The organism is Gracilibacillus orientalis, assembly GCF_900114645.1.
Taxonomy (GTDB): Bacteria; Bacillota; Bacilli; order Bacillales; family Amphibacillaceae; genus Gracilibacillus; species Gracilibacillus orientalis.
This window is the reverse complement of the sequence record NZ_FOTR01000003.1, coordinates 216,560-242,946: the sequence shown is the minus strand read 5'-3', so window position 1 is coordinate 242,946 and position 26,387 is coordinate 216,560. Positions and strand designations below refer to the sequence as shown.

Annotated in this window: 25 protein-coding genes; 18 read left to right on the top strand and 7 right to left on the bottom strand. The window is 36.0% G+C overall.

The window, feature by feature from the left end:
* Nucleotides 1–5 precede the first annotated feature (5 nt).
* From phnM to BM121_RS07175, 3 genes are read left to right on the top strand one after another with little or no spacing between them, the layout of a single operon-like run.
* Entirely contained in the window at nt 6–1,196 is a 1,191-nt protein-coding gene (gene phnM / locus BM121_RS07185; protein WP_091482796.1) for a phosphonate metabolism protein PhnM, read from the top strand.
* 2 nt (nt 1,197–1,198) lie between these two features.
* Entirely contained in the window at nt 1,199–1,921 is a 723-nt protein-coding gene (gene phnL, locus BM121_RS07180) for a phosphonate C-P lyase system protein PhnL (protein ID WP_091482794.1), read from the top strand.
* Nucleotides 1,911–2,732: a PHP domain-containing protein gene (locus BM121_RS07175; RefSeq protein ID WP_091482792.1), complete on the top strand. Its 822-nt coding sequence runs from the start codon at nt 1,911–1,913 to the stop codon at nt 2,730–2,732. The genes phnL and BM121_RS07175 overlap by 11 nt, the downstream gene beginning before the upstream one ends.
* Nucleotides 2,733–2,930: 198 nt before the next feature.
* Here BM121_RS07175 and BM121_RS07170 read toward each other — a convergent pair whose 3' ends face one another.
* The gene (locus tag BM121_RS07170) at nt 2,931–4,097 is read right to left on the bottom strand and encodes a DUF4317 domain-containing protein (protein WP_091482790.1); all 1,167 of its coding nucleotides are present in this window, start codon (nt 4,095–4,097) and stop codon (nt 2,931–2,933) included.
* A gap of 205 nt (nt 4,098–4,302) precedes the next feature.
* On the opposite strand from BM121_RS07170, the gene BM121_RS07165 reads away from it, so the two are divergent.
* Nucleotides 4,303–7,062 (top strand): glycosyl hydrolase 53 family protein, encoded by a 2,760-nt coding sequence (locus BM121_RS07165; RefSeq protein ID WP_091482788.1) that lies wholly within the window; start codon nt 4,303–4,305, stop codon nt 7,060–7,062.
* Between the two features lie 369 nt (nt 7,063–7,431).
* On the opposite strand, the gene BM121_RS22000 is transcribed toward BM121_RS07165, so the two are convergent.
* Entirely contained in the window at nt 7,432–7,686 is a 255-nt protein-coding gene (locus BM121_RS22000; RefSeq protein ID WP_175495356.1) for a hypothetical protein, read from the bottom strand.
* Nucleotides 7,687–8,239: 553 nt separating this feature from the next.
* Here BM121_RS22000 and BM121_RS07145 point away from each other — a divergent pair.
* The 7 genes from BM121_RS07145 (at nt 8,240) to BM121_RS21995 (ending at nt 13,824) form a co-directional block, all read left to right on the top strand.
* The gene (locus tag BM121_RS07145) at nt 8,240–9,175 is read left to right on the top strand and encodes a hypothetical protein (RefSeq protein WP_091482784.1); all 936 of its coding nucleotides are present in this window, start codon (nt 8,240–8,242) and stop codon (nt 9,173–9,175) included.
* An 18-nt stretch (nt 9,176–9,193) separates the two neighbouring features.
* Nucleotides 9,194–9,901, top strand: coding sequence for an SAM-dependent methyltransferase (locus BM121_RS07140; RefSeq protein WP_091482782.1), 708 nt, complete (start codon nt 9,194–9,196; stop codon nt 9,899–9,901).
* Between the two features lie 9 nt (nt 9,902–9,910).
* Nucleotides 9,911–10,465 (top strand): GrpB family protein, encoded by a 555-nt coding sequence (locus tag BM121_RS07135; protein WP_091483165.1) that lies wholly within the window; start codon nt 9,911–9,913, stop codon nt 10,463–10,465.
* 644 nt (nt 10,466–11,109) lie between these two features.
* Nucleotides 11,110–11,823 carry a YwaF family protein gene (locus BM121_RS07130; RefSeq protein ID WP_091482780.1) on the top strand — a complete coding sequence of 238 codons (714 nt, stop codon included), beginning with the start codon at nt 11,110–11,112 and terminating at the stop codon, nt 11,821–11,823.
* A gap of 333 nt (nt 11,824–12,156) precedes the next feature.
* Nucleotides 12,157–12,912 carry an STAS domain-containing protein gene (locus tag BM121_RS07125; protein ID WP_091482778.1) on the top strand — a complete coding sequence of 252 codons (756 nt, stop codon included), beginning with the start codon at nt 12,157–12,159 and terminating at the stop codon, nt 12,910–12,912.
* Nucleotides 12,913–13,184: 272 nt separating this feature from the next.
* On the top strand, nt 13,185–13,373 hold the full coding sequence (locus BM121_RS22270; RefSeq protein ID WP_091482776.1) for a hypothetical protein: 189 nt from the start codon (nt 13,185–13,187) through the stop codon (nt 13,371–13,373).
* 307 nt (nt 13,374–13,680) lie between these two features.
* A complete protein-coding gene (locus BM121_RS21995) occupies nt 13,681–13,824 on the top strand; it encodes a hypothetical protein (RefSeq protein ID WP_175495355.1) in 144 nt (47 codons plus the stop codon).
* A gap of 241 nt (nt 13,825–14,065) precedes the next feature.
* Here BM121_RS21995 and BM121_RS07110 read toward each other — a convergent pair whose 3' ends face one another.
* Complete coding sequence (locus BM121_RS07110) at nt 14,066–14,245, bottom strand: DnaJ-like cysteine-rich domain-containing protein (protein ID WP_091482773.1); 180 nt, start codon at nt 14,243–14,245, stop codon at nt 14,066–14,068.
* Between the two features lie 364 nt (nt 14,246–14,609).
* The gene (locus BM121_RS07105; RefSeq protein WP_091482771.1) at nt 14,610–14,789 is read right to left on the bottom strand and encodes an H-type small acid-soluble spore protein; all 180 of its coding nucleotides are present in this window, start codon (nt 14,787–14,789) and stop codon (nt 14,610–14,612) included.
* A gap of 286 nt (nt 14,790–15,075) precedes the next feature.
* Here BM121_RS07105 and BM121_RS07100 point away from each other — a divergent pair, with 286 nt between their 5' ends.
* On the top strand, nt 15,076–16,191 hold the full coding sequence (locus BM121_RS07100; protein ID WP_091482769.1) for a GGDEF domain-containing protein: 1,116 nt from the start codon (nt 15,076–15,078) through the stop codon (nt 16,189–16,191).
* A gap of 82 nt (nt 16,192–16,273) precedes the next feature.
* On the opposite strand, the gene BM121_RS07095 is transcribed toward BM121_RS07100, so the two are convergent.
* On the bottom strand, nt 16,274–16,987 hold the full coding sequence (locus BM121_RS07095) for a DUF421 domain-containing protein (protein WP_091482767.1): 714 nt from the start codon (nt 16,985–16,987) through the stop codon (nt 16,274–16,276).
* Nucleotides 16,988–17,070: 83 nt separating this feature from the next.
* Nucleotides 17,071–17,862 (bottom strand): MerR family transcriptional regulator, encoded by a 792-nt coding sequence (locus tag BM121_RS07090; protein WP_091482765.1) that lies wholly within the window; start codon nt 17,860–17,862, stop codon nt 17,071–17,073.
* A 120-nt stretch (nt 17,863–17,982) separates the two neighbouring features.
* Between BM121_RS07090 and BM121_RS07085 the strand changes: the two genes are divergently transcribed.
* Both BM121_RS07085 and BM121_RS07080 read left to right on the top strand, forming a co-directional pair.
* Nucleotides 17,983–18,711, top strand: a complete 729-nt coding sequence (locus tag BM121_RS07085) for an EcsC family protein (protein ID WP_091482763.1) — start codon at nt 17,983–17,985, stop codon at nt 18,709–18,711.
* Nucleotides 18,712–18,962: 251 nt separating this feature from the next.
* Nucleotides 18,963–19,574 (top strand): hypothetical protein, encoded by a 612-nt coding sequence (locus tag BM121_RS07080; protein ID WP_091482761.1) that lies wholly within the window; start codon nt 18,963–18,965, stop codon nt 19,572–19,574.
* Nucleotides 19,575–19,731: 157 nt separating this feature from the next.
* On the opposite strand, the gene BM121_RS07075 is transcribed toward BM121_RS07080, so the two are convergent.
* Nucleotides 19,732–21,918: a glycoside hydrolase family 3 N-terminal domain-containing protein gene (locus BM121_RS07075; RefSeq protein WP_091482759.1), complete on the bottom strand. Its 2,187-nt coding sequence runs from the start codon at nt 21,916–21,918 to the stop codon at nt 19,732–19,734.
* Nucleotides 21,919–22,301: 383 nt separating this feature from the next.
* Here BM121_RS07075 and BM121_RS07070 point away from each other — a divergent pair, with 383 nt between their 5' ends.
* The 4 genes from BM121_RS07070 to BM121_RS07055 all read left to right on the top strand — a co-directional run bounded on the left by BM121_RS07070 (nt 22,302) and on the right by BM121_RS07055 (nt 26,384).
* The gene (locus tag BM121_RS07070) at nt 22,302–23,534 is read left to right on the top strand and encodes a sugar ABC transporter substrate-binding protein (protein WP_091482757.1); all 1,233 of its coding nucleotides are present in this window, start codon (nt 22,302–22,304) and stop codon (nt 23,532–23,534) included.
* Nucleotides 23,535–23,600: 66 nt separating this feature from the next.
* Nucleotides 23,601–24,488, top strand: a complete 888-nt coding sequence (locus BM121_RS07065) for a carbohydrate ABC transporter permease (RefSeq protein ID WP_425432212.1) — start codon at nt 23,601–23,603, stop codon at nt 24,486–24,488.
* Between the two features lie 11 nt (nt 24,489–24,499).
* On the top strand, nt 24,500–25,321 hold the full coding sequence (locus BM121_RS07060; protein WP_091482755.1) for a carbohydrate ABC transporter permease: 822 nt from the start codon (nt 24,500–24,502) through the stop codon (nt 25,319–25,321).
* Between the two features lie 79 nt (nt 25,322–25,400).
* Nucleotides 25,401–26,384, top strand: coding sequence for a LacI family DNA-binding transcriptional regulator (locus BM121_RS07055; RefSeq protein ID WP_091482753.1), 984 nt, complete (start codon nt 25,401–25,403; stop codon nt 26,382–26,384).
* Nucleotides 26,385–26,387: the final 3 nt, after the last annotated feature.

The following is a 26,387-nucleotide window of genomic DNA, read 5'->3' as shown; positions in this document are numbered from 1 at the left end:
TAACATTGTACATTATTCATAATGGAAAGGTAATAACGGAGAATACCATATTAGAAAATCATGCCGTGGTGGTGAAAGGTGATGTCATTCACGCGATTATCCATGAAGGGGAGATAAGTAGTTATAGAGATGCGAGATTAATCAATGCTAACGGTGGTTATATTTCCCCTGGATTTATTGATATTCATTCAGATTATATTGAGTCGGTGGTATCACCGAGACCTTCATGTGTAATGGATTTTAATCTTAGTTTAAGAGAAGCTGAGAAGATTTTAATCGGTCACGGAATCACAACCATGTTCCATTCGCTTTCTTTTTATCGTAAAGAAAAAATGACCAATAAACATATCCGTCATCTTGAAAATATGCAGCGGATGGTCGATACTATTCACCAGGCACACCATCAGCTGCACATGATTCGTCATAGATTACATGCCCGGTTTGAGTTGGATAATATTCAAGGTATTGACCAACTCATGGATAATATTCATGAAGATAAAGTTCACTTACTATCATTTATGGATCATACACCAGGCCAAGGGCAGTATCGTAATTTAGAAATTTATAGAGAAAATATCAAAATTCATCGCAACCTCTCAGACGATGAAGTAAGTGTATTAATTGCTGAAAGAAAAAGTACCGAATTATTAACAATGGAAAAAATAACAGAGGTAGCAGAATTAGCTCAAGCTAAAGGAATTGCGATTGCCTCTCATGATGATGATCATGTTCAAAAGCTAGAGTTAGTGAAATCATACGGAACGACGATAAGTGAGTTCCCGATCACGCTTGATGTTGCTAGAGAAGCAAAACAACAAGGACTTCAGACTATTATTGGTGCACCAAATATATTATTAGGTGGTTCTCATTCTGGCAACCTTTCTGCTACGGAAGCGATAGAGTATGGCTATGCCGATATTTTATGTAGTGATTATTATCCAGCTGCATTACTTCATGCCATTTTTCAATTACATGATAAAGGCGAGGATTTACACAAGATGTTTATGATGGTGACATTGAATCCGGCCGAGGCTGTATCAATGGATGCCGAGATTGGTTCGATTAAACCAGGAAAGAAAGCAGATCTGCTCATGATTGAACGCATGGAGGATGGGTATCCGGTGCTTACCAAAACCATGGTAAATGGCGAGTTAATGACAACGATGAATTACCGTATGAATGAGAAGGGGGTATAAGCATGACAATAGTAGAACTTAATGGATTCGGCAAGGCTTTTACCATTCATCACTTGAATAAAACGATTCCTGCCGTTAATAATATCCAATTTTCGATGGACGCTGGGGAGTTTATTGGAATCATTGGAAAAAGCGGTAGCGGGAAGTCCACCATTTTAAAAAGTATTTACCGAACCTATCTGCCGGATGCTGGTGAGATTATTTACCAATCGAAGCAACTTGGCCGAATTGATTTAGCTCAGGCAACAGAACGAGAAATGATTTTCTTGCGTAAAAATGAAATTGGTTATGTATCTCAATTCTTAAATGTAATGCCGAGAACGACCTGTCGTGAGCTTGTTCAGAATGCGCTGTTGGAAATGGGTGAAACAAGAGAAACGGCTCGTACAGAAGCGGAAAATGCATTAACCCATTTCGAAATGGATCCGGCATTGTGGGATAGTTATCCGAATACCTTTTCCGGTGGTGAAAAATTAAGATTAAATATAGCAATGGCCACTGTTAAGAAGCCACGATTGTTACTGCTCGATGAACCAACTGCCAGCTTGGATCAACATTCCAAAATAAAGGTGCGGGAAATGATTGAAAAACTAAAGCAACAAGGTACTACATTAGTCGGAATCTTTCACGATATTGAATTTATGGAGGGATTGTGTGATAAGGTATTCGATATGAAAACCAATCAAATGTCGCTAGCGTTTGAAGGTGTTCTGCATGAAGGCTGACTTACATGTACATAGTTATTATTCTGACGGTTCTAATTCTGTGGAAGAATTGATGAAACAAGCTGTAAAAGAAGGAGTTACGCATATGAGTATTGTAGATCACGATACGGTTGCGCGATGGACGGAAATTCAAGCATTAGGGAAAAAGTATGGAGTGGATGTTATCCCAGGAATTGAGATCTCTGCCTATGACTATAAACGCGATAGAAAGGTTCATGTGTTAGGCTATCACTACCGAACAGATGCACCACACATTCACGAATTATGTGCCCCGTTATTAAAACGCAGACATGAGAATTCACTCTGGCAAATCGAGCAAATTCGTTCATTAGATTATGGTATTGATCAAGATGAAATTGCGCAGACAGCCAAACCATCCCAAGCGATCTATAAGCAACATATTATGGACCATATTACAACTGAACCTTACACTTCAGAGGATTATAAAAAAGTATATCGAGCACTATTTAAGGGAGATGGTGTCGCGAACAGAGATATTGCCTATGTTGACGTATTTGATGCCGTAAAAGCAATTGTCTTAGATGGCGGCATTGCAGTCGTTGCACATCCAGGTCAGTTAAATTCTTATGATCTTATCCCTGAACTAGTCGATATAGGTTTAGGAGGCATTGAGTTAGCGCATCCTGATCACACTAAAGCAGATCATCAGAGGGTAATAGAACTAGCTAATCAATATAACCTTCTCAAAACAGGCGGAACAGATTATCACGGAGAATATGGTATAGAAATTGGAATAGGAGATTTAACAACCCCGGAAATTCCTGCTGATCATTTTGTTCGATCCAAGTAGTCAAATTTATTTTTATTACTGGTGCTAAATGTCCGTAAAACCTTCACTGATAGAAGTATCACTACAAATAAACAACAAATCTAAACAGTCCTATCAAAGATTTGTTGTTTATAATCATTTTATTATAATGAGTTTGGAAAAGAAGAAGCATAGGCGGTTGTTTCCGATTAAGGGGAACGCCATAGGATCACGGGAGGCTTATTTAAAAGCCTCTGGAATCATAGTAAACCCGTCAATCACAGTATCCTCTTCTACTTCAATCATCAGGTAACGTCTGCCGTCTAATGTCACCTGTCTGACGTGACGTAACTCCTCAGGGCTGACCGCAATATTAGCAACTTTGGTATTGATTTTAATTGATTTGGATGAATACTTCGGCACGATATTACGCGCTTTTAACTCATAGTTCGTATCATCGATCACATTTTTAAAAGCAGTTTCCATTTTTTCCGTATCAACATCTTCTACACCACTGGATGTTAGCACTTGTTCTACATCTTTATAATCCAATGTGGGTGTTTCTTCATCATCATTATCTTCTGTCATGCGATGAATTTCTTCATAGACGTTTGCGAGTGTTGATGTATCGATTTGATGGCCTACTGCATCACGAACGACCTCTTCAAAGACAATTTTATCTTCCTTTGCTGTCATCGTTTCTTCTGCATTTAATACGTCTTCCACGAATGCTTCATCAGGTTCGTTTGCCTTACCTGCTGCATAAAGAATGTGATTCACATCAGCAGCATTGTCGGTAAAACAAGGAAATAAAAACCCTCCAATAGGTGCGTTTAAATTAATAACCGGGTCTACAACGACATTGTACTTAAATTCTTTTTCCACATAATCAAAATGTAATTCTTTCTTTGGGTCCTGGGTTTTATTAATACTGCAAAGAATAAAAGAATGGGAATAAACCGAATCTCGATCACTTTCTTCTGTTTCCTCATTACTGCGTTTCATCGGTTTTAAATATTCACCGCGAATAAAGGTCATGACAGTATCCATCTCATATTGTCTGTCTTGAAGCATTTTCTCTACTATTTGTAACATTTGGTCTTTCCAGTCTTCACTTTCTGCTGTTAATAATCCTTTATGCAGAATAAGCTGCGTTGGATTATCAACATCAGTCTGAAATTTTAGTTCAAAGAGTTTTTCATCCAGTTGGCCGGTTAATACTTTTTTAAAGTTTGTCATAAATAACTCTTTTTCATCTTCGTCAAGCATGTCGAAAACTTGACTCTGTTGATGGTAGATTTCACTCGATTCTTTCATGATATAAACATTAAAAATTTCATGAATTTTCATTAAGTCATTCTCTATTTTGAACTGTTTACGAATATTTGCGATGTCTTTTTTGTTCATTTATGTATCTCCCTTACATCTAGTCTTCTCTATACATCACTATATCACGTTTGACTTTTTGTTGACACTATCTAATAATCTTTAGCTATATTTCATTTTCTGAAAGTTTAGTAGAAGAATTTAATATATAAACCACATTGAAACCGCTTTATAATCTTAAGTGTGGAATTAATAAAAATAATTTATAAAGAAGGAGGAAGTTCATTTGTTTAAAAAAGCAGGAATAGTATGTTTAGCCTTGTTGCTAATTGTTAGTGCATTTCCGTTTATTGGGAATATAGACGTGAAAGCAGCATCGCAAGAGAATTTATTAACAAATGGCAGTTTTGAAAGTGATTTATTTGAAGATGGATCTTGGACTGTTGATGAAATGGATTGGGATGGCGTTTCACTGGATTCAGCTCATACTGATGCATATGAAGGAAATTATTCGTTTAATTATTGGGTAGAAGAGACAGGAAGTGAGGAACAGTCTTTCAAGATATCTCAATCCATTTCGGATCTTCCGGCGGGCAAGTATGCCTTATCTGTTCAGTCTATGGGGGGAACTGATGCGGAGGCAGGAACAGTAGAATTATTTGCGGGTGATCATACTTCCGAAGCTGTTGCAACTACCGGTTGGGACAGTTGGAAGGAAGTCAGTTTGCAATTTGAGATTGGAGAAAATGCTGCTGATTTTCAATTAGGAGCTACTATAGCTGGTGAACCATCTGCATGGGGATACTTAGATAATGTTCGTTTAGTATCCATAGATAGTGGTGAAGAAGTTCCGGAACCAGTTGAGGCAGATATATTTGTAGAGAAAGTCGATGGTCTGGATGAAGATTTTATAAAAGGTGTCGATGTATCTAGTATTCTTGCTTTAGAAGATAGTGGAGTCACATTCTATAACGAAGCTGAACAAGAACAAGATATATTTAAAACGCTTGCTGATGCTGGCGTGAATTATGTGCGTGTGCGAGTTTGGAATGATCCGTATGATGCGGAAGGGAATGGCTATGGTGGTGGCAATAATGATGTGGCCAAAGCTGTAGAAATCGGAAAAAGGGCAACAGAAAATGGGATGAAGCTATTAGTCGACTTTCATTATTCTGACTTCTGGGCAGACCCAGCGAAACAGCAAACACCCAAAGCTTGGGAAGGATTAAGCTTTGAAGAGAAGAAATCAGCATTATATAACTATACAAAAGATAGTGTGCAAGAAATGTTAGATGCCGGTGTCGATGTAGGTATGGTACAAATCGGTAATGAAACAAATAATGCTATGGCTGGAGAAACGGACTGGACAAATATTTCTCAGTTGTTTAATGAAGGGAGTAAGGCAGTTCGTGACATTGATCCTGAGATTCTAGTAGCATTACACTTCACCAATCCAGAATCAGCTGGACGATATGATAATCTGGCTTCAACTCTGGAAGAAAATGAAGTAGATTATGATGTTTTTGCCAGCTCATATTACCCTTTCTGGCACGGAACATTGGAAAATTTAACAGCTGAACTGACAAACGTTGCTGAGAATTATGATAAACAGGTTATGGTCGCAGAAACATCTTATACGTATACAAGCGAAGATGGGGATGGCCATAGTAATACAGCTCCAAAAGATACCGGACAAACGATCAATTATCCAGTATCTGTTCAAGGACAAGCTACAGCCGTGCGTGATGTGTTTGAAGCGGTAGCAAATGTTGGTGATGCAGGAATTGGTGTGTTTTATTGGGAGCCGGCCTGGATTCCAGTAGGTGACCCGGATAATATGGATAGTGAACATAATTTGGAGTTGTGGGAAGAGTATGGTTCAGGCTGGGCAACCAGTTATGCGGCAGAATATGATCCGGAAGATGCTGGTGAATGGTATGGCGGAAGTGCGGTAGATAATCAAGCATTATTTGATTTTCATGGTCATCCCTTATCATCGTTAAATGTATTCAATTATGTAGATACAGGTGCTGTAGCACCATTAGAAATTGATCAGGTAAATGACGTATCCGTAACGGCAACCATCGGAGAAGAAGTAGAACTACCTGAAAGTGTAACGGCTGTTTATAATGATGGAAGTGAAGAGCCCGTTGCAGTCACTTGGAATCAGGAACAAATAGATCAAGCTGCCGCAAGCGGTGAAGGTTCTTACACAATCGTTGGTGAAGTAAATGGAGAAAATACGGTGCAAGCAAATCTTACCATTGAAGCTGAAAATTTCGTGTTTAATCCAAGTTTTGAGGAAAGTGACACAAGTGTGTGGGAGATCAATTTCCCTGAGGGAGTAGAACCCCACGCATCTGTAAAAGAAAATCGCTCGAACTCGAGAACAGGTGACTATTCCCTTGATTTCTGGTCAGATGCTCCAGTAGATTTTGAAGTAAAACAAACCATTACGGATTTAGAAACAGGATATTATAATTTATCCATGTTTATTCAAGGTGGAGACGCTCCTGAATCGGTTATGCAGCTATTTGTGAACTCTTCAGAGGAACAATACCAGACAGAAACGGATGTAGATGGCTGGGGAAGCTGGGTTCAATCAGAAATTGACGATATTTTAGTCACTGACGGCACCATCACAATTGGAGCTAGTATTAAAGCTAGTGCTGGAGCATGGGGTACGTTGGATGATTTCTATCTAAAGCGAGTTGGAGATTATCAGGAACCACAACCAGACCCGGAACCCGATACAGAATCAAACCCTGAACCAAAACCGGAGGACCCTGAACCAACTCCAGAACCGCAGCCAGAGCCAGATGAACAAGTAGAGTCAGATTTGGATGATGGATCAGAACTATCTGATGATAATAATCCTGACGGTGAAAATGATCAGAATGGCGATAACCCTCCTGTTAGTGAATCTGCTGGTGGAAAATTACCAGATACAGCAACAAATATGTCTAATTGGCTGGTAATAGGTCTCGCATTTATTTTGGTAGGACTCAGCACCATTCTTTTTATACGAAAAAGAAGCTCATATTAAAAAATACCCTTTAGTCTCAATTTGGCTAAAGGTTATTTTTAGTTCAATTTTATTAGTTTTTGTGATATAAAGATAAAATTCCCAAAATAAATGATCCGAAACAAAAAAGAGTAAGAAATAGTTATATTTTCTAACTATATTTGTTTTCGGGTAACATTAGCAACCTGTTATAGATTTATTAATCGCAATCTGTAGAGGTTACATGAATTCTACATCCATCCCTAAAGGAGTGGGCTTTTCGTTTGTAAAATCTGTAATATCTATCCTATTTGTTGGTGTTTTGTGGTAATATGATAATGAAAATGACCGATATAAATCCAATTAAAAAAGGAGAAGTAATAGGACATATTTTTTAAACTTTACTTTATCTTATTTTTTAGGCAGTAAATTAATCACGAATGATATAGCTATCTGGCAATCTATTGTCATCGGCTTTTCAGTAGTTTCGTTAGGTGCACTTACAGAAACTTTAGGCGCACCAATATGGTTCATTGTATTAGTACCATTCCCAGTTGGTATGTTGCTACTGTATCTGTTTTTAAACCAACCACTCCATATTTGGCTTCTCACATACATAACAGTTTTAGCACTGTACACAATTACCCACGTCATCATGAGTTCCATTTTCGAATTCCATTCTTTAATTCCAGCATGGAAATTATCATAATAAGAACTAAACAACTAAATAATTAAAGATTTTACTTTATAGATTGGGGGAGAAGGGGTGAAGGTTGCATTCTTTGACAGGGACGGCACAATCATTGAAGATTATCCAGACCATGAACGGAGTAACGTAGAGTATCCAGTATTGATTGAGGGAGCAATGAATACTCTCAAAGAAGTCACAAGGAAGGGAGTTTACTTATTTGTATCATGCTAACGTTATTTATTCCAAGTGAATTTGCTAGTAAGAGTGATTGGCGGGGCAGTTATCATTTTGGTTTTCCATTTGATTATATAACTATTTATCAACATAACCCATACAGTGGCTGGTTGTTTGCTAACTTATTCAATGGAAACAGCGGCATGCATATTAACATGATAATCTTTTATTTGATACTTCGATTTATGGTGAATAAATTCAAAGATAAAGATAGTATTGTTAGTAACAAACCTTTAGACTATGAATAAAAATTCCTTATGCCAAATTCAAAAAGTGACTGGAGGTCCATTTAAAATGGAAATAGCCAAAGAATCGTTCAATAAGTCAAGTGAATGGATAAAAAGAAATGCTAGACCATTAGAGGCTGCACGGTGGGGGTATCTGTTTGAAGATGCACCAAGTCACAACGTTATTCATTATTTATCTGCTTTTCAGAATGAAGACGGAGGATTTGGTCATGGTATTGAACCAGATTTCTGGACACCAGATTCGTCTCCAATGGCTACATGGACAGCAGGGCAAGTTTTAATGGAAATTGGAGCAGGATCTGACGAAAAGATTGTACAATCCATGCTTTCGTATTTAACAAAAACCTGCAATGAAAGTACGTGCATGTGGCCATCTGTGTTGCCTGAAAATAATCAACATCCCCACGCGCCATGGTGGCATTGGAAAGAGGGAGTTCAAGATAACTGGATGTTCAATCCTAGTGCTGAGTTAGCAGGCTTCTTGGTCCATTGGTCCACTGATAACAGTGAAAAAGCACAGTTAGGCTGGACGGTGATACAAAAGGCTATTGATCACTTGATGAATAGTCATGAAATGGACAGTCATGAGATCAATAATTACCAGCAATTATTGAAAATGATCACTGTGCATGCCGATAAAAATTTACAAAGAGATGTCTCAGATAAAATAAATACACTAATCGAAAAATGTGTAGATAGGGATGTTTCAGCATGGTCAACCGGCTATAAACCCCTCCCACTTGATTTTATTGATGGTCCTGATCATCCTCTTTGCGAAAAATTAGGTGATTTAGTGGAGCAGAATTTGGATTTTTATATAGAGCAACTGTCTGAGGAAGGTACTTGGGGCATTCCCTGGGAGTGGGGAAGCTATCCTGAAGCATTTGCTGTTGCTAGAAGGAATTGGATAGGCATCCTGCTAATAGATAGGTATAAAATTTTTAAAACATTCGGATTGTTAGATGATATAGAAAAATTATAAGGCGGGAGGGAAATTTAGATGAGAAGAACTGATCAAGAAACAAAATTAGATTTAAATAGAATAATATTTATCGGCAGAATCTATCAAGAATATCTGAATATGTTTTCGCTTTCAGAATCTGAACTAAAAGGAAAGAAAATACTTGATTGTCCAGCAGGTGCATGTTCGTTTACTGCAGTTGGTAACAAATCAGGGTTGGATATAACAGCTTGTGATATTGCATATGATCATTCGGTCGAAAGTTTAAAACAAAAAGGTCTGCAGGATATTGAACACGCAATGGAGCATATGGAAAAAGCCAAAAGTAATTATAAGTGGGATTATTTTAGTGATATAGCAGGCCTGAAAAAAAATCGTTTAAGCGCATTGCACGATTGTACGAATGATATGAAAAAATCAACTGAAAAATACATTGCTGTTAATCTTCCTTCCTTACCGTTTAAGGATGGTGAATTTGATATTTTACTATCTGCACATTTTCTGTTTATGTATGGGGATAGGTTAGATTATCCCTTTCATATAGAAACGTTAAATGAGTTATTAAGGGTGACGAAAGAGGAAATTCGTATTTTTCCAATAGTTGATTTAGCCGGAAAACGATATGAGCACTTAGATAAAATAATAACTTATCTTATTGATCAGAGTTGTATAGTAGAGGTGGTAAACGTTCCATATGAATTTCAAGCAAATGCTAACTCGATGTTGAAAATTAAGGTGCAAAGGTGAGTGATTGAGATGTTAGGTGTTAATAAGGGTGATGTAAAGTTAGTGACTCATTCGGCTAATTGGAAAAACTTATTTTCAGAAGAGAAAGAACTATTACAATCAATCATTGGAGAAAAGATTAAAGATATTCAACATATCGGAAGCACCGCTATAGAAGGCATTAAAGCTAAACCTATTATTGATATACTAGTTGGTGTTGATGTTTTAGAAGACGTTAGGAAATTTGATAAAGATAGATTAAAAGCAACTGGATATTACCATTTATCGAAAGTCCGTCTCGATGAAAAAGTAGTTTTTGCTAAGTTTACGGACCTAGAAAGCCTAACCAAAACACATATTATGCATGTGGTTGAATACAATGGCAACTGGTGGAAAGAACATACATATTTTAGAGATTATCTGCATGCCAATCCAGAAAAAGCGAAGGAATATGATACATTAAAGCAATCCTTAGTATTGAAGTACCCAAAAGATGAACAATCATATACAGCTGAAAAGAAGAGGTTTATAGATGAAATTTCAAAGTTAAGTGGTATAGAAAATATATTAAGAGAAGACCAATGAGAATTGATTATTAAATATGTAAATTGGGATAAAGAGAAGATCTTTTTAACAGTGTTTAGGTTTGTGAGGTGAACCATAATAAAACGTTTTTTAACAGCAATACTATCAACTCTATTATTTGCGGTACTTTATGCTTGGATAACTTATACTCCTGTTTCTGAACGTAGCCCTAATGTTTATTATTTTAGCTTTTTAGAAACATTTATGTTTGTTATATATTATGCAGGCCCAATATACCTTCTAGGTGGAATACTTGTTTCAATTAGAATGGATAAGTTATTAGAGAAGTTTAAAAATAAGTCAAAACGGATTCGCTATCTTATTCGATTAGTTCTTTACTCGTTGGGTGGCGTCGTAGTTAGTTTAATATACCTGGTCTTCACTTTTCATGATATCTTATCAACAAACTTATTAATGGCTCTCACACTGGGCTTAGCAGCAGCAAACTTATACTTTCATCTATCATTGTTATTATCGTATACGGAAGAAAAAATGCATTTAATATATAAGGTTAAATGAATGAGAAAAGTAGCAATTATGCGTATTATGAGCATGGTGTTTTTCTTTTTTATTTTCCCCTAATATTACCATTATTGTTTGGTTTAGTGACAAGTCAAAAAAATTAAAAGTAAGGTGATGAAGCAATGGAAGGACTTTTAAGTTTTAATCAAACCGATTATCCATTTCAGTTGTTTTCTTTATCCCATATTTGTATGGTGCTCCTTACATTGGGATTATTAATATGTATGTATATTTTTAGAGGAAGCATAAGGGGAACAAACAAGAGACTTTTCAAGTATGCTTTGATTGCATTCCTTATACTAGGAGAGGTTTCCTTTCATGTATGGTATTTATTAAATGATAGATGGGATGTGTTGATCAATTTACCTTTCCAATTATGTTCCATCTCCTTATATTTATGTACGATCATGTTACTTACAAGGAATTATAAAGTGTTTGAAGTTTCTTTTTTTGTGAGTATGATAGGAGCGTTTGTAGCCCTCGTCACTCCAGAGCTTTTTTTCGGTTTCCCACATATGCGTTTCATTCAATTTTTTATTGCCCATATCACTATCATATTATCATGCTTTTATATGGTATGGATCGAAGAATATAAACCCACTTTAGGGTCTGTAATGAGAGCTTTTATCGTACTTAATATAATGGCAGGATTTGTATTTATCGTTAATAAATTAATAGGGTCTAATTATATGTTTTTAGCTGAAAAGCCTATCAATGCGAGTATAATTGATTATTTAGGACCTTATCCATGGTATATTATCCCCCTTGAAGTTATGGCACTCACGTTATTTATGCTTTTATACTTCGCTGTAATTAAATTGCAAAAAGGAAACTAGATAATAGAATTGGATTTTAGATTTTGCTGTTACTTCTTTTCATTTTAAATTCAACTCTTTCAACAAAACGAATCCCTCAATAGGTTACCTCTTTAAATGAATGGAAGATGGGCTAATGCTATATCATCAATGTCTTCTTTCATTGATACCCTTTCCTCGTCTAATCTCTAAGACGCTATTTGTAACTAATATCCGGGTTTCCCTATGGTATACTAAAAAGAAAATAGTGTGATAAAGTATAGGATTTAAAAAAGACTATATTTCAAACTAAAATACGGTATAATAAGAAATTAATGTTCTGAAATTTTATAAAATTCAAGGAGGAGTTATGAAATGACTTCAATTGGAACCTTATCCTCTATCAAAGATGCAACAAAAATATTGGAAGCTATTGGAGAAAATATTATCGTTGCTAATGTGGATTATAATATAGTTTGGATGAATCCTAAGGCAGTTAGCTTGTTAGAAAATGTAATCTCATTTTTTAACATTGATAATGTAGAAGACTTAATTGGTACTAACATGGATCATTTCCACAGAAATCCAGATTATCAGAAGAAGATTATGGACGATTTACTGGATACTCATACCTCCAGAATAAATATTAAAGATGAATACATAGCAGATATTATTATTAATCCTATAAAGAATGATACAAACATAGTAGGTTATGTTGTTATGTTAATGGATGTAACTACTGTGGTAGAAGAAGAGCAAAGAAAAGAAAAAATTATTCAAGAACTATCTGGTCCTATCCTAAATATATGGGATAATACCCTAGCTATCCCCATATTAGGAACAGTAGATAGGAAACTGTTCAACATCATATTAAAGAAATTACTTAGACAATGCGAACAAGAAGATACAGAATATGTAATCATAGATTTTAGTGGTATTGAGAAGTGGAATAAAGAAATACCTTATCAAATTAATGAAATGATTAGTTGTTTATCTGTTATGGGGATTCACTGTTTGATGGTAGGGATTAAGCCTGATCTAGCGCAGTGTTTGACTACTGAAAAAGATATGATGAAAGTTCCTAAATTTGGAACAACTAAGGCAGCGATTAAACATATTATTTCTCAATAATTAGAATAATAGTTTCATTTTACAAATACATAGCCCGCATGATTGGTTAAACAAGGCAATCACCAATGTTCGTCTTGTTTAATTTAAAAAACTGGAATATTATGTTAGTATGGACGTATCAAAATATTGAACTTAAATGTAGTTTAGTTAAAGTATATAAAATGAAACCAAAGCGGGGATGGTTTGGCTTGGATATCGTTAATCAAACTTTAAAAAGATGAGAAAAACAGTTAAACTATCATGGTTAATTATTGTAGAGAGGGGCTTTTGGAGTGAAAAAGTTGCTGATTGTTATTATTGTTTTGTTAGCGCTTTTTTTAATATTACCGGTTGTTGGTATAAATATATTTCCTTTGTTTTGGATACTTGGTTTAATAGAGTGGTCTACTAAGTTTATTCTACCTTGGATAGTATTGTATTGGTTAATTAAATTAGTTATAACATTAGAAAAAGATAAATGATTTCAGGTTAACAGGCGCGTTTTAAAGAGAGAAAAACAAACTGTTGTCGTAGGATTTAAGGTTGTCGAGTTAGCGGTTATTTCCAGGGAAATATTATGATTTTTGACAAGTTCCAACATGGAAAGTAAAGTGAATGGTCCTCTGCTTATCCCATGCCAGGCACTAAAGAGATCACAACTGACGGGTTTTCTCAGTGAATAGGGCTGCGCACTTAAATGTTTTTTGTGCATTTTCATAAGCTTCATAACGACCTTTTTCTCCAAGAATTATAGAATTGAAGTGAAGAAAAGATAAAGGAGAGTTTACAATGAAGAAGATTATTGACAATAGAGGAGAAGAACATGAGTTGATGCTTATAATTGCTACAATTTGCTCTTGTCTTACTTTTAAAAAAATTGGGAAACTGGAACGATACAAAAATATATTAAAAGGTACATTTACACCCTATTAAAAAAATAAATCTGAAACTACTCTTTGGGCCATCACTGTTTCTAGGTAGGGAAAAGGGGGATAATCGGCATTCACAATGTACAAAAGTGGTGTGAATCCTTTAAAAAGAGAGAGCAGCATCTTCTCCGGATGGTTCTGACACATCTTGGGTAGAAACTGAGCCGTGAAAAATTGAAAAGTTGAATATACAAAACCCAAGGCGGAAATCTCACCTTGGGTTTGTGCACAGATATTTTTAATGGCTATACTTTTGACTTTAATTTTTTAAAGATGCCTATTTTTCCATTTCCTTGACAAGTTGAACAAGCCATTTCTCCTTCACCAGCACAAGTTTCACATTTGTGAATACCATAATCGATACCTTCACCAGAACAATCCGGACAACGAATTAACCCTTCACCACTACAACTTTTACACCTCATACAGAATTCCTCCTTAAAAATTTTTTGGAGCAATAACTATTTAGGCTAGAGGATATAACTGGTTGTGAAATGCTTATCCTATTAAGCTCCACTTGCATTACTATAATAATATATTCATTAATGCTGTGTAAGATGTTGAGGACGCCTAGCTAAACGAATCCAACTCCTCATTAGATCATCTTACAACTACATCTATATGAATATCTTAATTATTAAATACCACCGAATTAGAGTTTTAATCATGAAAAATGTTTATTTAATCTTTTGTAATGAAAACGTAATATTGTGATAATAAAAAGAGCTGAAACACTAATCTCCAGTGTTTCAGCTCTCTCATTGTAAGATGAACCCCGTACTATATCATTTATTCTTCACTTAAATGAGTAACATCAACTTCAAAGTGTTCTTCTGAACGTTTTGTATATCTCACTAGAGCCTTCTGAGTTTCATCATTAACATCCTTGATATAGACATATTTACCGTTATGGACAACATCTTTCATAACCGGATCCTCTTTAATTTCTTTTGCTCTCATTAAATTCATGAAATATAACCTCCTTACAATATTGCTTCTATTTGGCAATAACCTTTTGAATGGCTAACTAAACATAAGGATCTGATTTGAAAAGAATTTGTAACGATCCATATTGGTGGATGCAAAAACATCAGTTTTAATGGACTCTTGAGTCCGTGATTGATTTTTGAAGAAAAGTAATGGTTATTGATTGGTAATTTCCAAAAAAACTATATTATTTGAAAAAAATAGGTGAATAGTCCCGATTATCTGTGTATAATAGAATTAACTTGGACATGACGAAGGTGGGTAAAGAATGGCAGGCACTAGACCAACACGCTTAAATAATAAGATTTGGACAAAGAAAATCCTCTATATCTATTGGTTAATGGTGATAATGGCTTTTTTGGGGCAAATAGTTGGATTAATAACAACGATCTATTATTATCCAAATTATATCGGTGAATTTATTATACAAAAATTATTCATTCCTTCCTCTATTCAAGTGGTCATTTTATTGATTACACATTTCTTCATTAATTATAAACAAATATTCAGTTCAAGATTATTAACGATTGCCGGCACGAGCTTAGCACTCGTAACCATTGTCAGTCATCCAGAAGTGCATGGATTACAAGTTCTTTTTTTATTAACGATGGCAGTTGTTTTAATTTATTTTGATAAAAAGAAACTACGCTTTAGTTTAATAGTTAATTTGATCGCTTTATCCTCGCTATATGCATTACCATCCATAAGAGAAACAGGTAATTTTTATGATTATTTCTCCTATCATTTCGTACTATTGGCGGGCTATATGGCATATCTTATCATTATAGAAAGAGGTAATGAAGTATTTCAATTCCTTCAACGAGCAGCAGAAAATGAGAAAGAATTAATTGTGAAAAGTGCCATGATGGAACGTTTATCAAAGGTTGATGCACTAACTGGTCTTTATAATCATAAGACATTTCATGAATATTTAGATTTTTTGTATGAACAAAGTATTTCACAAGGGATGCCACTACACCTTGCTTTAATTGATATTGATAGCTTCAAAATGATTAATGATTTTTATGGCCATAGTAATGGCGATTTAGTTTTAAGGCGAGTCGCCAATGCGATATCAGATCAGGTAACAGAAGATGATATTGTAGCGCGATATGGTGGGGAGGAGTTTGCCATTCTTCTTACAAATAAAAGTTTAGAAGAAGCATACGAAACCATTGAGACTCTCCGTTTATATATAGCGAATCAATATCATGAAGAATTGAATGAAAATATAAGTATTAGTATTGGTTTAAAAGCATTAACTGCTGATATTTCAAAAGAGCTTTTTTTTAACCGTGCGGATGAATTACTTTACAAGGCAAAACGAAATGGAAAAAACCAAGTGATTTATGAAAAAGACGAACGCCATTTAATTGTAGAGTAAAAAGAAAAACGTTCCAAAATCGAGTGGTCTTGATTTTAAATATGTGCTCCTTCAAACGGATAATTTCTTATCCTTATACTGATTAATGTTGAATGGGAGGCGTCTCCATAAACTGATCATCATAAAGGGAAATATTCATTTCATTTAGCAAATTGATGGAAGCAAAAAATACATCTTTTGAATTGGTTATTCCTATTTTTCTAAGTTCAGCCTGAAGCCATTCTTCATTAAGGTTTTTGGCAGCTAAGACTTTGGTATGTACTATTCCTTCAACTATCACTGGATAAGAAATATTAGAAATTGTCTGTTCAATTTGTAAATCTTCAACTGTTACAGGATTCTTTTCAGGTTTTTTTAGCACACTTAACGAACCATTTGCCTCAATAATAGCTATTTCGACTTCACTGCTATCAAAAACCCCTTTATCTCTTAGCATTTGTAAAATATTATCTATGGAGAATCCGGTATCCTTTAGATTCCTTTGAAGAAATGTGCCGTCATATACCACAATGGTTGGTTCAAAAGTTATTAATCTGCCAATCCGTCTGTTTGCAAGTTTTACATAAGATACGATCTTTTGTAAAAGACCAATCAGAATAACAGCCGTGATAGTAGGAACATGATTAATGTTCGGATCCGCAATATCTGCACCGACGACAGAGGATAACGTAATAATCACAAGAAAATCAAATACCGGAAGCTCTCCGATTGCTCGTTTTCCCATAAAAATGGTGATGATAAGTAGTATAGGGAGAATGGTAAGCACTCTGCCAACGATAATCAGAATGTCAGACATGTTGTACAAACACCTCAATACGTAAGATTTAAGTTTATGTTCTCCTTGTTTTATTGATGCATACATAGTGAGGAACTTTATCATTAAAAAAGAGTAAACACGTTATAAATGTTTACTCTGTTAAAGTCAATTGGTATCAAAGAAAGCTTATTGTTGTTTTTTGCGAATTCAGTCATCGCTTCACTCATAAATATAGCTAGACCTTCACCAAATTGATCAATATTTTTAGTGAAGCGCTCATCCTCTACATACATCATACCTAAACCTTGAAATACCTCCGGTGTATAAGTAGTGAAATGATCGTTCAAAAAATCATACCACTTTTTAATGATCTGTTGTGCTTCTTTTGAAGCGGGATCAATATGACGAACGGCAGCTAATTCTTGGTATATCTGGTTCATTCCTTCTTGTAGTTCCTTAGTCATGCTTTTCGCATTTTGATTTGCTTCATCTACCTTTTTATCCCCCCAGCGTTGTCTAGCTTCTTCCTCATAGGGGTTGTTGCTGAAATCAAAGCCCTGAAATTTTTCTTCTTGACTCATAGGATAAGCTCCTTTCTCATTTTGAATGGTTTTTTCAATGGTTCCGAGCATGTTAGTGATATTCTTTTGTTTATTCAATAACATTTTTCGTTGCATCTCTAGTGCTTCTAATCGGTTATAATGAGAACTAGACATGATTTTTTTGATTTCTTTTAATGGAAAATCTAATGCTCGAAAAAATAAAATTTGTTGAAGGGTTGCCAAATCTTCATCGGAGTATATACGATAGCCATTCCCAGCGGATTTAACAGGTGATAATAGTCCGATTTCGTCATAATGATGTAAGGTGCGCACACTTACACCAGTTAAAACAGCTACTTCTTTTACTTGCATACTAATCACCCTTTCAAGTAAATATTAAGCTATAACGTAACGTGATGGTCAAGAGGTTTTTGAAACTTTTTCTGTTATGATGCGTATGGATAACTAAGAATAGAAATGGAGAGATGTGAAATGAATCAATATGAGCAACAAGCATATCAGGAAATGCTTGATTGGGAATTTAATATTTTAAAGAAAAAGAATACCTTTCAGCAATTCTCGAAAAAGGCACAAAATAAAATCAACAGTTATATACCGGAAAAAGCACATCAAATCATGACTGAAGCGATTAAACATATGGTTCAAACGACATTAGTTGGTTCTGATTTTACCACAAGAAAGAACCAGGATGTCGGAGAATTGTTAGAGGACAAGGAAGCATTATTACAACAGAAATTAGAGAACTATCGAAAGACTGCCATGGTGGAAGGTGCAGGAACCGGAGCGGGTGGTATCTTTTTAGGTCTGGCTGATTTTCCGTTGTTACTATCGATTAAAATGAAATTTTTATTTGAAGTGGCAGCAATTTATGGTTTTGATACTTCGAGGTATGAGGAAAGATTATTTATTTTACATGTTTTTCAGCTTGCGTTTTCCAATGATAATAAAAGAAGAGAAGTATATCATTTGATTAAGCATTGGGAAGAAGAAAAAAATCGTTTAGCAGATATGGATTGGCGCGACTTTCAGCAAGAATACCGCGACTACATAGATCTTGTTAAAATGCTGCAAATGATACCTGGCCTGGGAGCCATCGTCGGTGCTTATGCTAATTACAATCTTCTCGATCAACTTGGCCAAACCGCTAAAAATAGCTATCGATTGAGAGTATTGGGTAGAAAAGAGGTACAGGGTGAATGACCAATTTTGGATCCTTTCCCCCTGACGCTTGATCCAAACGAAACTGTTTTTATTTTTTTGCAGGAATTTGCAACATTACCTCGAATAATATAATGGTGTGTTTATACGCACCATAAATTTTAAATGAGAGGATAGATGAAATGACTCAAAAAAATGAAAAAAATGACGTCCGGTTTTCGAAATCGCGAGCGAGGAGTGTTAAATTCCGGCATGACAAGGTAATGTCCGAGGAAGTTCGGGGAGAATTACTTATGAATGTTTATCTAAAGTTTGTGAAATATGCTTATCAAAGATATTTGCCAGATCTCAGTCCTGTTTTTGAAGAATTTGCCAATGATTATAATATCCCCACAAATAAGCACGATCCTGTTGTTGAAAATCTTTTTTGGTGGCGCCTTGCCTATGAAGTAAAGTTAAATCCTTCCTTTAATTGTTTCCGAGACTTTGTAAATGAAAATCAACGTTACTTTCAAAAATGGCCTGTATTAAAATCATGGTTTCGGGAATGGCAACTTGCTGTTCCGGCATATTATTTTATCGGTAATCAATTTGGTGCCAATTCCTTTGTTGCAGTCGATATTGAGACGGAGAAAACATTAGAAATTTTCCTCCCTCTTCCCACATTTTCATCTCCAGAGCAAGGATCGATCGCTGCCGGTATTCTACTTCCTTTTTGTGATTCCTTATATTTCCCTATCGGAGAATTTTATCAATTTGATATCCGTACAAGAGGAGATGTTGCGAGACATTTGCGGCATTACCAAGAGCAATTGCGTGATGAAGAAGATCGCTATGAAGTCTTTATGCGCATATTTTCTTCTTTGCTAAAAGTAGAAGAGATATCGTTGAACGACAGGCAATAATGATAAAGCAAGCATGCTATTGGAGAAAATAGCATGCTTGCTTTCTTGTTGTATCCCTCTATATTAATTCCCTAGAATCAAGTGGCATCAACAACGTGAAAGGTAACCTCATAATTCTCGTTAGCAAATGCACCTACCATTTCACTGTTGGCATTTGTCATTGTTGATTCTCCTTATGTGGGATTAGTTGAAAGGGGAGTTCGATTACTTCTGTGCTGTTACCCCCTACAGAAACCATAAATTCACCAGGATCACTTGTATACTCTAAGTTAGCATGGAAGTATCGTAAATCTTCTTCTGACAATTCAAAATGAATGCTGTGTTCTTCCCCTGGAACTAACTCTATTTTTTTAAATCCTTTCAATTCTTTCACAGGTCTTACTACTTCTCCAACTAGATCTTTTATATATAATTGGACTATCTCTTTACCGGACGCGCTTCCGGTGTTTTTAACTTTAATTGAAATATCTAGTTTCTCTTCTTTTGCGATCTGTTGTTTAGATATTTTTAAATCACTGTATTGAAAAGCGGTATAGCTTAACCCAAATCCAAATGGAAAAAGCGGACCGTTTGGGCTGTCTAAATATTGGGAAACATAGCGTACTTGAGCATCAGGTGCTCCTTTAGGTCGGCCAGTATTGTAATGATTATAATAAACAGGAATTTGACCTGCTGAATACGGAAAAGACATGGTTAATTTCCCGGAAGGGTTTCGCTTGCCAAATAGCAGATCAGCTATCGCATTACCACCCTCCGTACCTGGATACCACGCTTCCAGTAAAGCATCAGAATGTTCAATAACTCCATGTAAATCAAGGGGTCTTCCATTAAATAGTACTGTTACTACAGGTTTGTTTACAGTTGATATAGCTTGTATAAGTTCTAACTGTGCCTGGGGCAATTGAATATTTGTTCTTGATCCTGCTTCACCACTCATACTGGAGTGTTCTCCGACAGCGATAACGATGACATCTGCTTGTTTGGCTGTCTCAATTGCTTTCGCTTTTGCATCCTCAGTAATAGATGTAATTTCGCAATCCTTTGAGATTAGTAGTTGGTTCTCCTTCACTTTATTTTGTAAACCAGTTGCTACTGTAACCACTTCTTCAGTGGAACCAAGCCATGACCATTGTCCGAGAATATCTCCGCTTTCCGCGAATGGACCTATTAGTGCTACTTTTTTTGCCGCATCTAATGGAAGAGTGTTATTATCATTTTTTAACAAAACACAAGACTCTGCTGCCAGTTCTCTTGCTACAGTTCTATGAGAGTTGGACATAATCACGTCACGTTCCATATTTGTATTAGCTCCGCGAAAAGGGTTTTCAAATAATCCTAGTTCGTCTTTTAATTGTAAGATCCTTAGTACCGCCTCATCGATGAGGGATTCCTCAATTTCCCCATCATCGACCAGACTTTTAAGGTTTTCAGTATAACAATGTGTCATCATTTCGATATCTGTTCCTGCTCTTAATGCTTTTAAGGCAGCTTCTCGCTCATCTGCTGCAACCCCATGTGGAATTAATTCTTTGACGGCGCCCCAATCCGAAATAACTACACCATCGAAGCTCCACTGTTCCCTCAGAATTTCCCGCATCAGTTTTATGTTTGCAGTTGCAGGAATACCATCAACAGTGTTGAAGGATGACATGATCATTTTAGCTCCAGCATTGATAGCCGCCTTAAATGGTGGTAAGTAGTTTTCATGGAGTTCTCGATCTGACATATTTACCGTATTATAGTCCCGTCCACCTTCAGCTGCTCCATACCCTGCGAAATGTTTCACGCAAGCAGCAACATGTTCCATACTCTCTTTTACATTTTCTCCTTGAAATCCTTTGATCTGTGCCTCAGCAAATTTACTGTTAAGAAATGGATCTTCACCAGTAGACTCCATTACTCGTCCCCAACGTGGATCTCTTACTAGATCAATCATTGGTGCAAAAGTAACGTGAATACCGGAAACCGCGGCTTCTTTGGCTGCAATTTTGGCACTATGTTCAGCGAGATCAACATTCCATGAACAACCGATTGCCAATGGGATAGGAAAAATTGTTTTATATCCGTGAACGATATCAGACATAAATAATAAAGGTATACCTAACCGGTTTTCTTCTAAGTGTTTTTTCTGAATAGATATAATATTTTCAGCACCAGAGGCACCTAATACTGAGCCTGTATTTTGAATATTTTGCTCGTCGATCTTCAATTGAACCATTGGACCAGTAATTTCACCATTGTCTGATGCTCCTTTAAAAAAGGGGGTAGCTAATTGAATGAGTTGATTACTTTTTTCTTCCAATGTCATTTTTGCTAATAGATCTGCTGCTTTATTGCTTTTCATCTGTCTATACCTCCTGTTAAATGGTTACACAAACATAAATTCATTTGCTATTGATTTTAAAACCACTATAATCTATTTGTAGAAACGTTTCAACAAAAAAATAGATAATTAATTAAATATAAAATAAATAAAACGTTATTTAAACAACTAAATCAATTTATAAAAAACACTTGAAACCGATTACAAATTATTTTATAATAACATCATTGAAACGTTTCGACAGTTTTGGAAAGGGGACATGCTCATTTTTTATAATGAGACACATTGATTTTTGGCAGATTAGGAAGTATGGATTTCAGTAAGTTGTAAATCAACAGAAAAGTAATATTGTATTTAGCCATTAGGGTATGACAATAAGTTAAAAATGAAGAAAGGGTGTTCATATGCGTAAAATTAAGATATTAGTATTTGTATCGTTTTTGTTCGTCATTATAACGTTAAGCGCTTGTACTTCTGGTGATAGTTCGGGTGATGGCCAATCTGATGAAAATACCATTCAGGTATGGACAATGTCAGATGGACTAGATGATTTTGTAACAGATTTCGAAGAAGAAAGTGGCATAACAGTAGATGTTCAATCAATTCCGTGGGAGAGTGCCCATGATAAACTATTGACTGCTGTCGCTTCTGGAGAGGGACCAGATGTTTTACAGATCGGAACTACCTGGGTGGCAGAATTTGCCGAAGCAGATACCTTTATGGATATCTCTAAATACATTGATGATTATGAAAATCTAGCACCAGACAATTTCTATGAAAGTGCAGTAGGAACAACAGAATTTGACGGTCAGACTATTGGTGTTCCATGGTACGTAGATACAAGAGCATTGTTTTATAGAACAGATATTTTAGAAGAAGTGGGCTATCCGAATGGTCCGGAAACTTGGGAGGATATGATCGATGCTTCCAGAAAACTTGCTGACCGGGGTGACGATCAATATGCGATTGATTTACCAACGACAGATCCACAATTTCCATTTATTTTAGCATGGGAACAAGGTTGGACTTACGATATCGATAAAGGTGCGGATAGCTTTAATAGTTCTGATTTTAAAGAAGCGATTGAACTCCATCATCTGTTTTATGATGAAGGACTATCCCAAATGGGTGAAGGAAAGGAATTTTTTCAAGCATTTAGTGATGGATCGAAAGCAATGTTCTTCAGCGGCCCGTGGGATATCGGTACTGTAAAAGATAGGGCTCCTGAAATAGAAGGGAAGTGGGATGTAAAAGTGATGCCAACAGCCGAAAACAATAAGTCTATGATGGGTGGTGCACACTTGTCGGTATTTGCTAATTCCGAAAAAGTAGAGCAATCCCTGAAATTTATTAACTGGATGGCAGCTCCCGATACACAGGCGAAATGGTATGAAACAAAAAGTGAATTACCTGCTAATAAAGAAGCATGGGAAAATCCGGTTCTAGCTGACGATGACATGGTAAGTACGTTTGGTGAACAGCTTGAAGCGACCCAGCCTTTACCTCTAATACCAGAGTATGAAAGGTTAGGTAATGAGATTTTAACTACATTGGAAGAAATTAATCGTGGCGGGGCAGAAATAGATCAGTCGTTAGAAGCATTTCGAGCAGAGGCAGCCAAGATCTTGTCAGAATAATGGAATTGAAATAAAGGAGAGGTTTGCTAGGGATGGCATCTTCTCCTTTGTGAAGGAGTGATTTCGTTGAGTACCATGAAAAAGAAGTGGACGCCTTTTCTATTTATCGGACCGGCAGTACTGCTTTTAATAATCTTTTCATTTTTACCTATTATTGTAGCCTTTGGTATCAGCTTCACGGATACCAACTTAATTGGATTAGCTAATTGGACGCAAATTAATTTTGTCGGTTTTGATAATTATCTTGAATTGTTTAGTGATCAGAAATTTATGCAATCGATGGCAAATACGTTTGTTTATGTGATTATTGGTGTGCCGTTAGCTGTTGGAAGTTCGTTTTTTATCGCTTTCTTTATTAATTTAGTGGGACAAAAATTAGCTTCTACATTTCGTGTGATTTACTATATTCCTTCGGTAACCAATATTGTAGCAATTGCAGTTGTTTGGGGGTTTTTATATAACCAGGAATATGGATTATTTAATTATTTATTGTCGTTGGTGGATATTGGTCGAGTCCCTTGGTTGGAAGATCCTTTTGTAGCAAAATTATCTTTGATTCTTATGGCTGTCTGGAAGAGTAACGGTATCAGCATGCTTATCTTTTTAGCAGCGTTGCAGTCCATTCCAAGAGTATATTACGAAGCAGCTGATATTGACGGTGCGAATAGATGGCAAAAACTAATAAAAATCACATTACCCTCCATGAGTTTTGCCACCTTCTTTGTCACGGTAACGACACTGATTGGCTGGCTACAGTTTTTTGAAGAGCCATTTGTCATGACAGATGGTGGTCCGTTAAATGGAACGAACTCAATTGCGCTATTTATTTATCAGGAAGGTTTTCAATATAATGAGTTTGGATACGGTGCAGCAGCATCTTTTATTCTGTTTGCCATCATTATCGTGGCTACACTGATTCAATTTAAATTCAGAAAATCTGACCAAACACTGTGAGGTGATCGACCATGTTTTTGAAAAATCGAGTGGAAAAAACAGTTGTTACAGGTATTATGTTTATTGGAGGACTTATCGTTTCACTTCCGTTTTTTTGGATGATTTTAAGTTCACTTAAAAACGAGAATGAAGTTTTAAGTATCCCGCCGACATTAATTCCTAATGAACCAACTTTTGAACATTATATCAATTTGTTTCAAAATTTGAATTTTGACGTGTACTTAATCAATACATTAATCATTGTCTTTTTTTCAATGATTGGACTATTTTTAAACACAATGGCCGGGTATGGTTTTGGGAAATTCCAATTTAAAGGAAAAGAGACATGGTTCATCATCGTGCTTATTACTATGATGCTACCGGGACAAGTGACCATGATCCCGACCTACTTGATATTAAATGAAATGGGTTTAACTAATTCAATGAGTGGCATTGTATTGCCTGGGTTAATAGCAGCATTTAATATATTTCTGATCAGACAATTTATGGTGACGATCCCTGATGATCTAATTGAAGCAGCTAGACTAGATGGTGCGGGGGAATTTTATATTTTCACTAAATTGATTATTCCATTAGCGAAGCCGATTCTTGCTGTTCAAGTAATTTTAACCTTTATCGGTTCATGGAACAGCTTCCTATGGCCGTTAATTATAGCAAATGATCAGTCATTGTATACATTATCGGTAGGATTAGCATTATTGAAAGATCAGAATGTTACCAATTATGGTTTGCAAATGGCAGGTTCCACCTTTATGGTCGTACCAGTGCTGATCATATTTATAATCTTTCAAAAATATATTATCGAAGGGTTTAATGTATCAGGGATTAAATGATGGAATAAATAATGACTTCAATCTATCGTTCTGATAGAGTAAGATACAAGATAAAGAAGCAGTTATGGAGGAAGCAGTAATGGCAACAATTAAGGATGTCGCTAAGTTGGCAGGTGTGGCGGTTTCCACCGCTTCATATGCGTTAAATAATAGTACAAGAATCAGTGCCGCCACCAAACAAAGGGTTGAGGAAGCTGCCCGGACACTGAACTATAAGAAGAATGGTATTGCTTCTGATTTAAAACGGACGAGGACAAATACTATTGCGTTGATTTTAAGTGATTTATCTGGTCCTTACTACTCGGAACTGATTAAAGGAGTTCAGGATGTAACGACTGCCAATGGTTATGATTTGATTGCTTGCAGTTCCATCGGGGGACCTCAGTCAACGGCAGTTAAATTTCTGCGAGAAAAACGTGTGGATGGGGCCATTATTCTGGCTAACAACATCAGTGATCAAATTACGATAGAATCTGCCCAAGAGGGTTTTCCGTTAGTCGTTTTGGACAGAGATATTAAAAATAAAAATGTGTATCATGTGGAAGTGGATAATGAGCATGGCGGTTATATTGCTACTGAATATTTAATTCATAAAGGATTTCGTAATATCGCTTATATCGGTGGTCCGAAAGATTCAAATGATAATAAAAAACGTTTTCGAGGGTACTTGAACGCACTAAAGGAACACAACATATCCGCTTATTCCAATCTAAACTCGATCGGTAATTTTACGAGAGAAGGTGGATATAAAGCGACCAAATTATTGATTGCCCGTGGAGAGTTGCCCGAAGCTATTTTTTACGGAAATGACGAGATGGCTATTGGTGGACTGCAGGCGTTTAAAGATCATCAAATCACGATACCGGAAGACATTTCTGTTATCGGGTTTGATGACATTCAGCTTTCTGAGTATGTTTCGCCGGCTTTGACAACGATCAAACAACCAAAATATGAAGCGGGAGCACTTGCTGTTGACCTCATTTTTCAAATAATAGAAGGGAAACAAATCAATGAAAAGTATACATTGTCCACAGAATTAGTTGAACGCAATTCTGTAAAATAATAG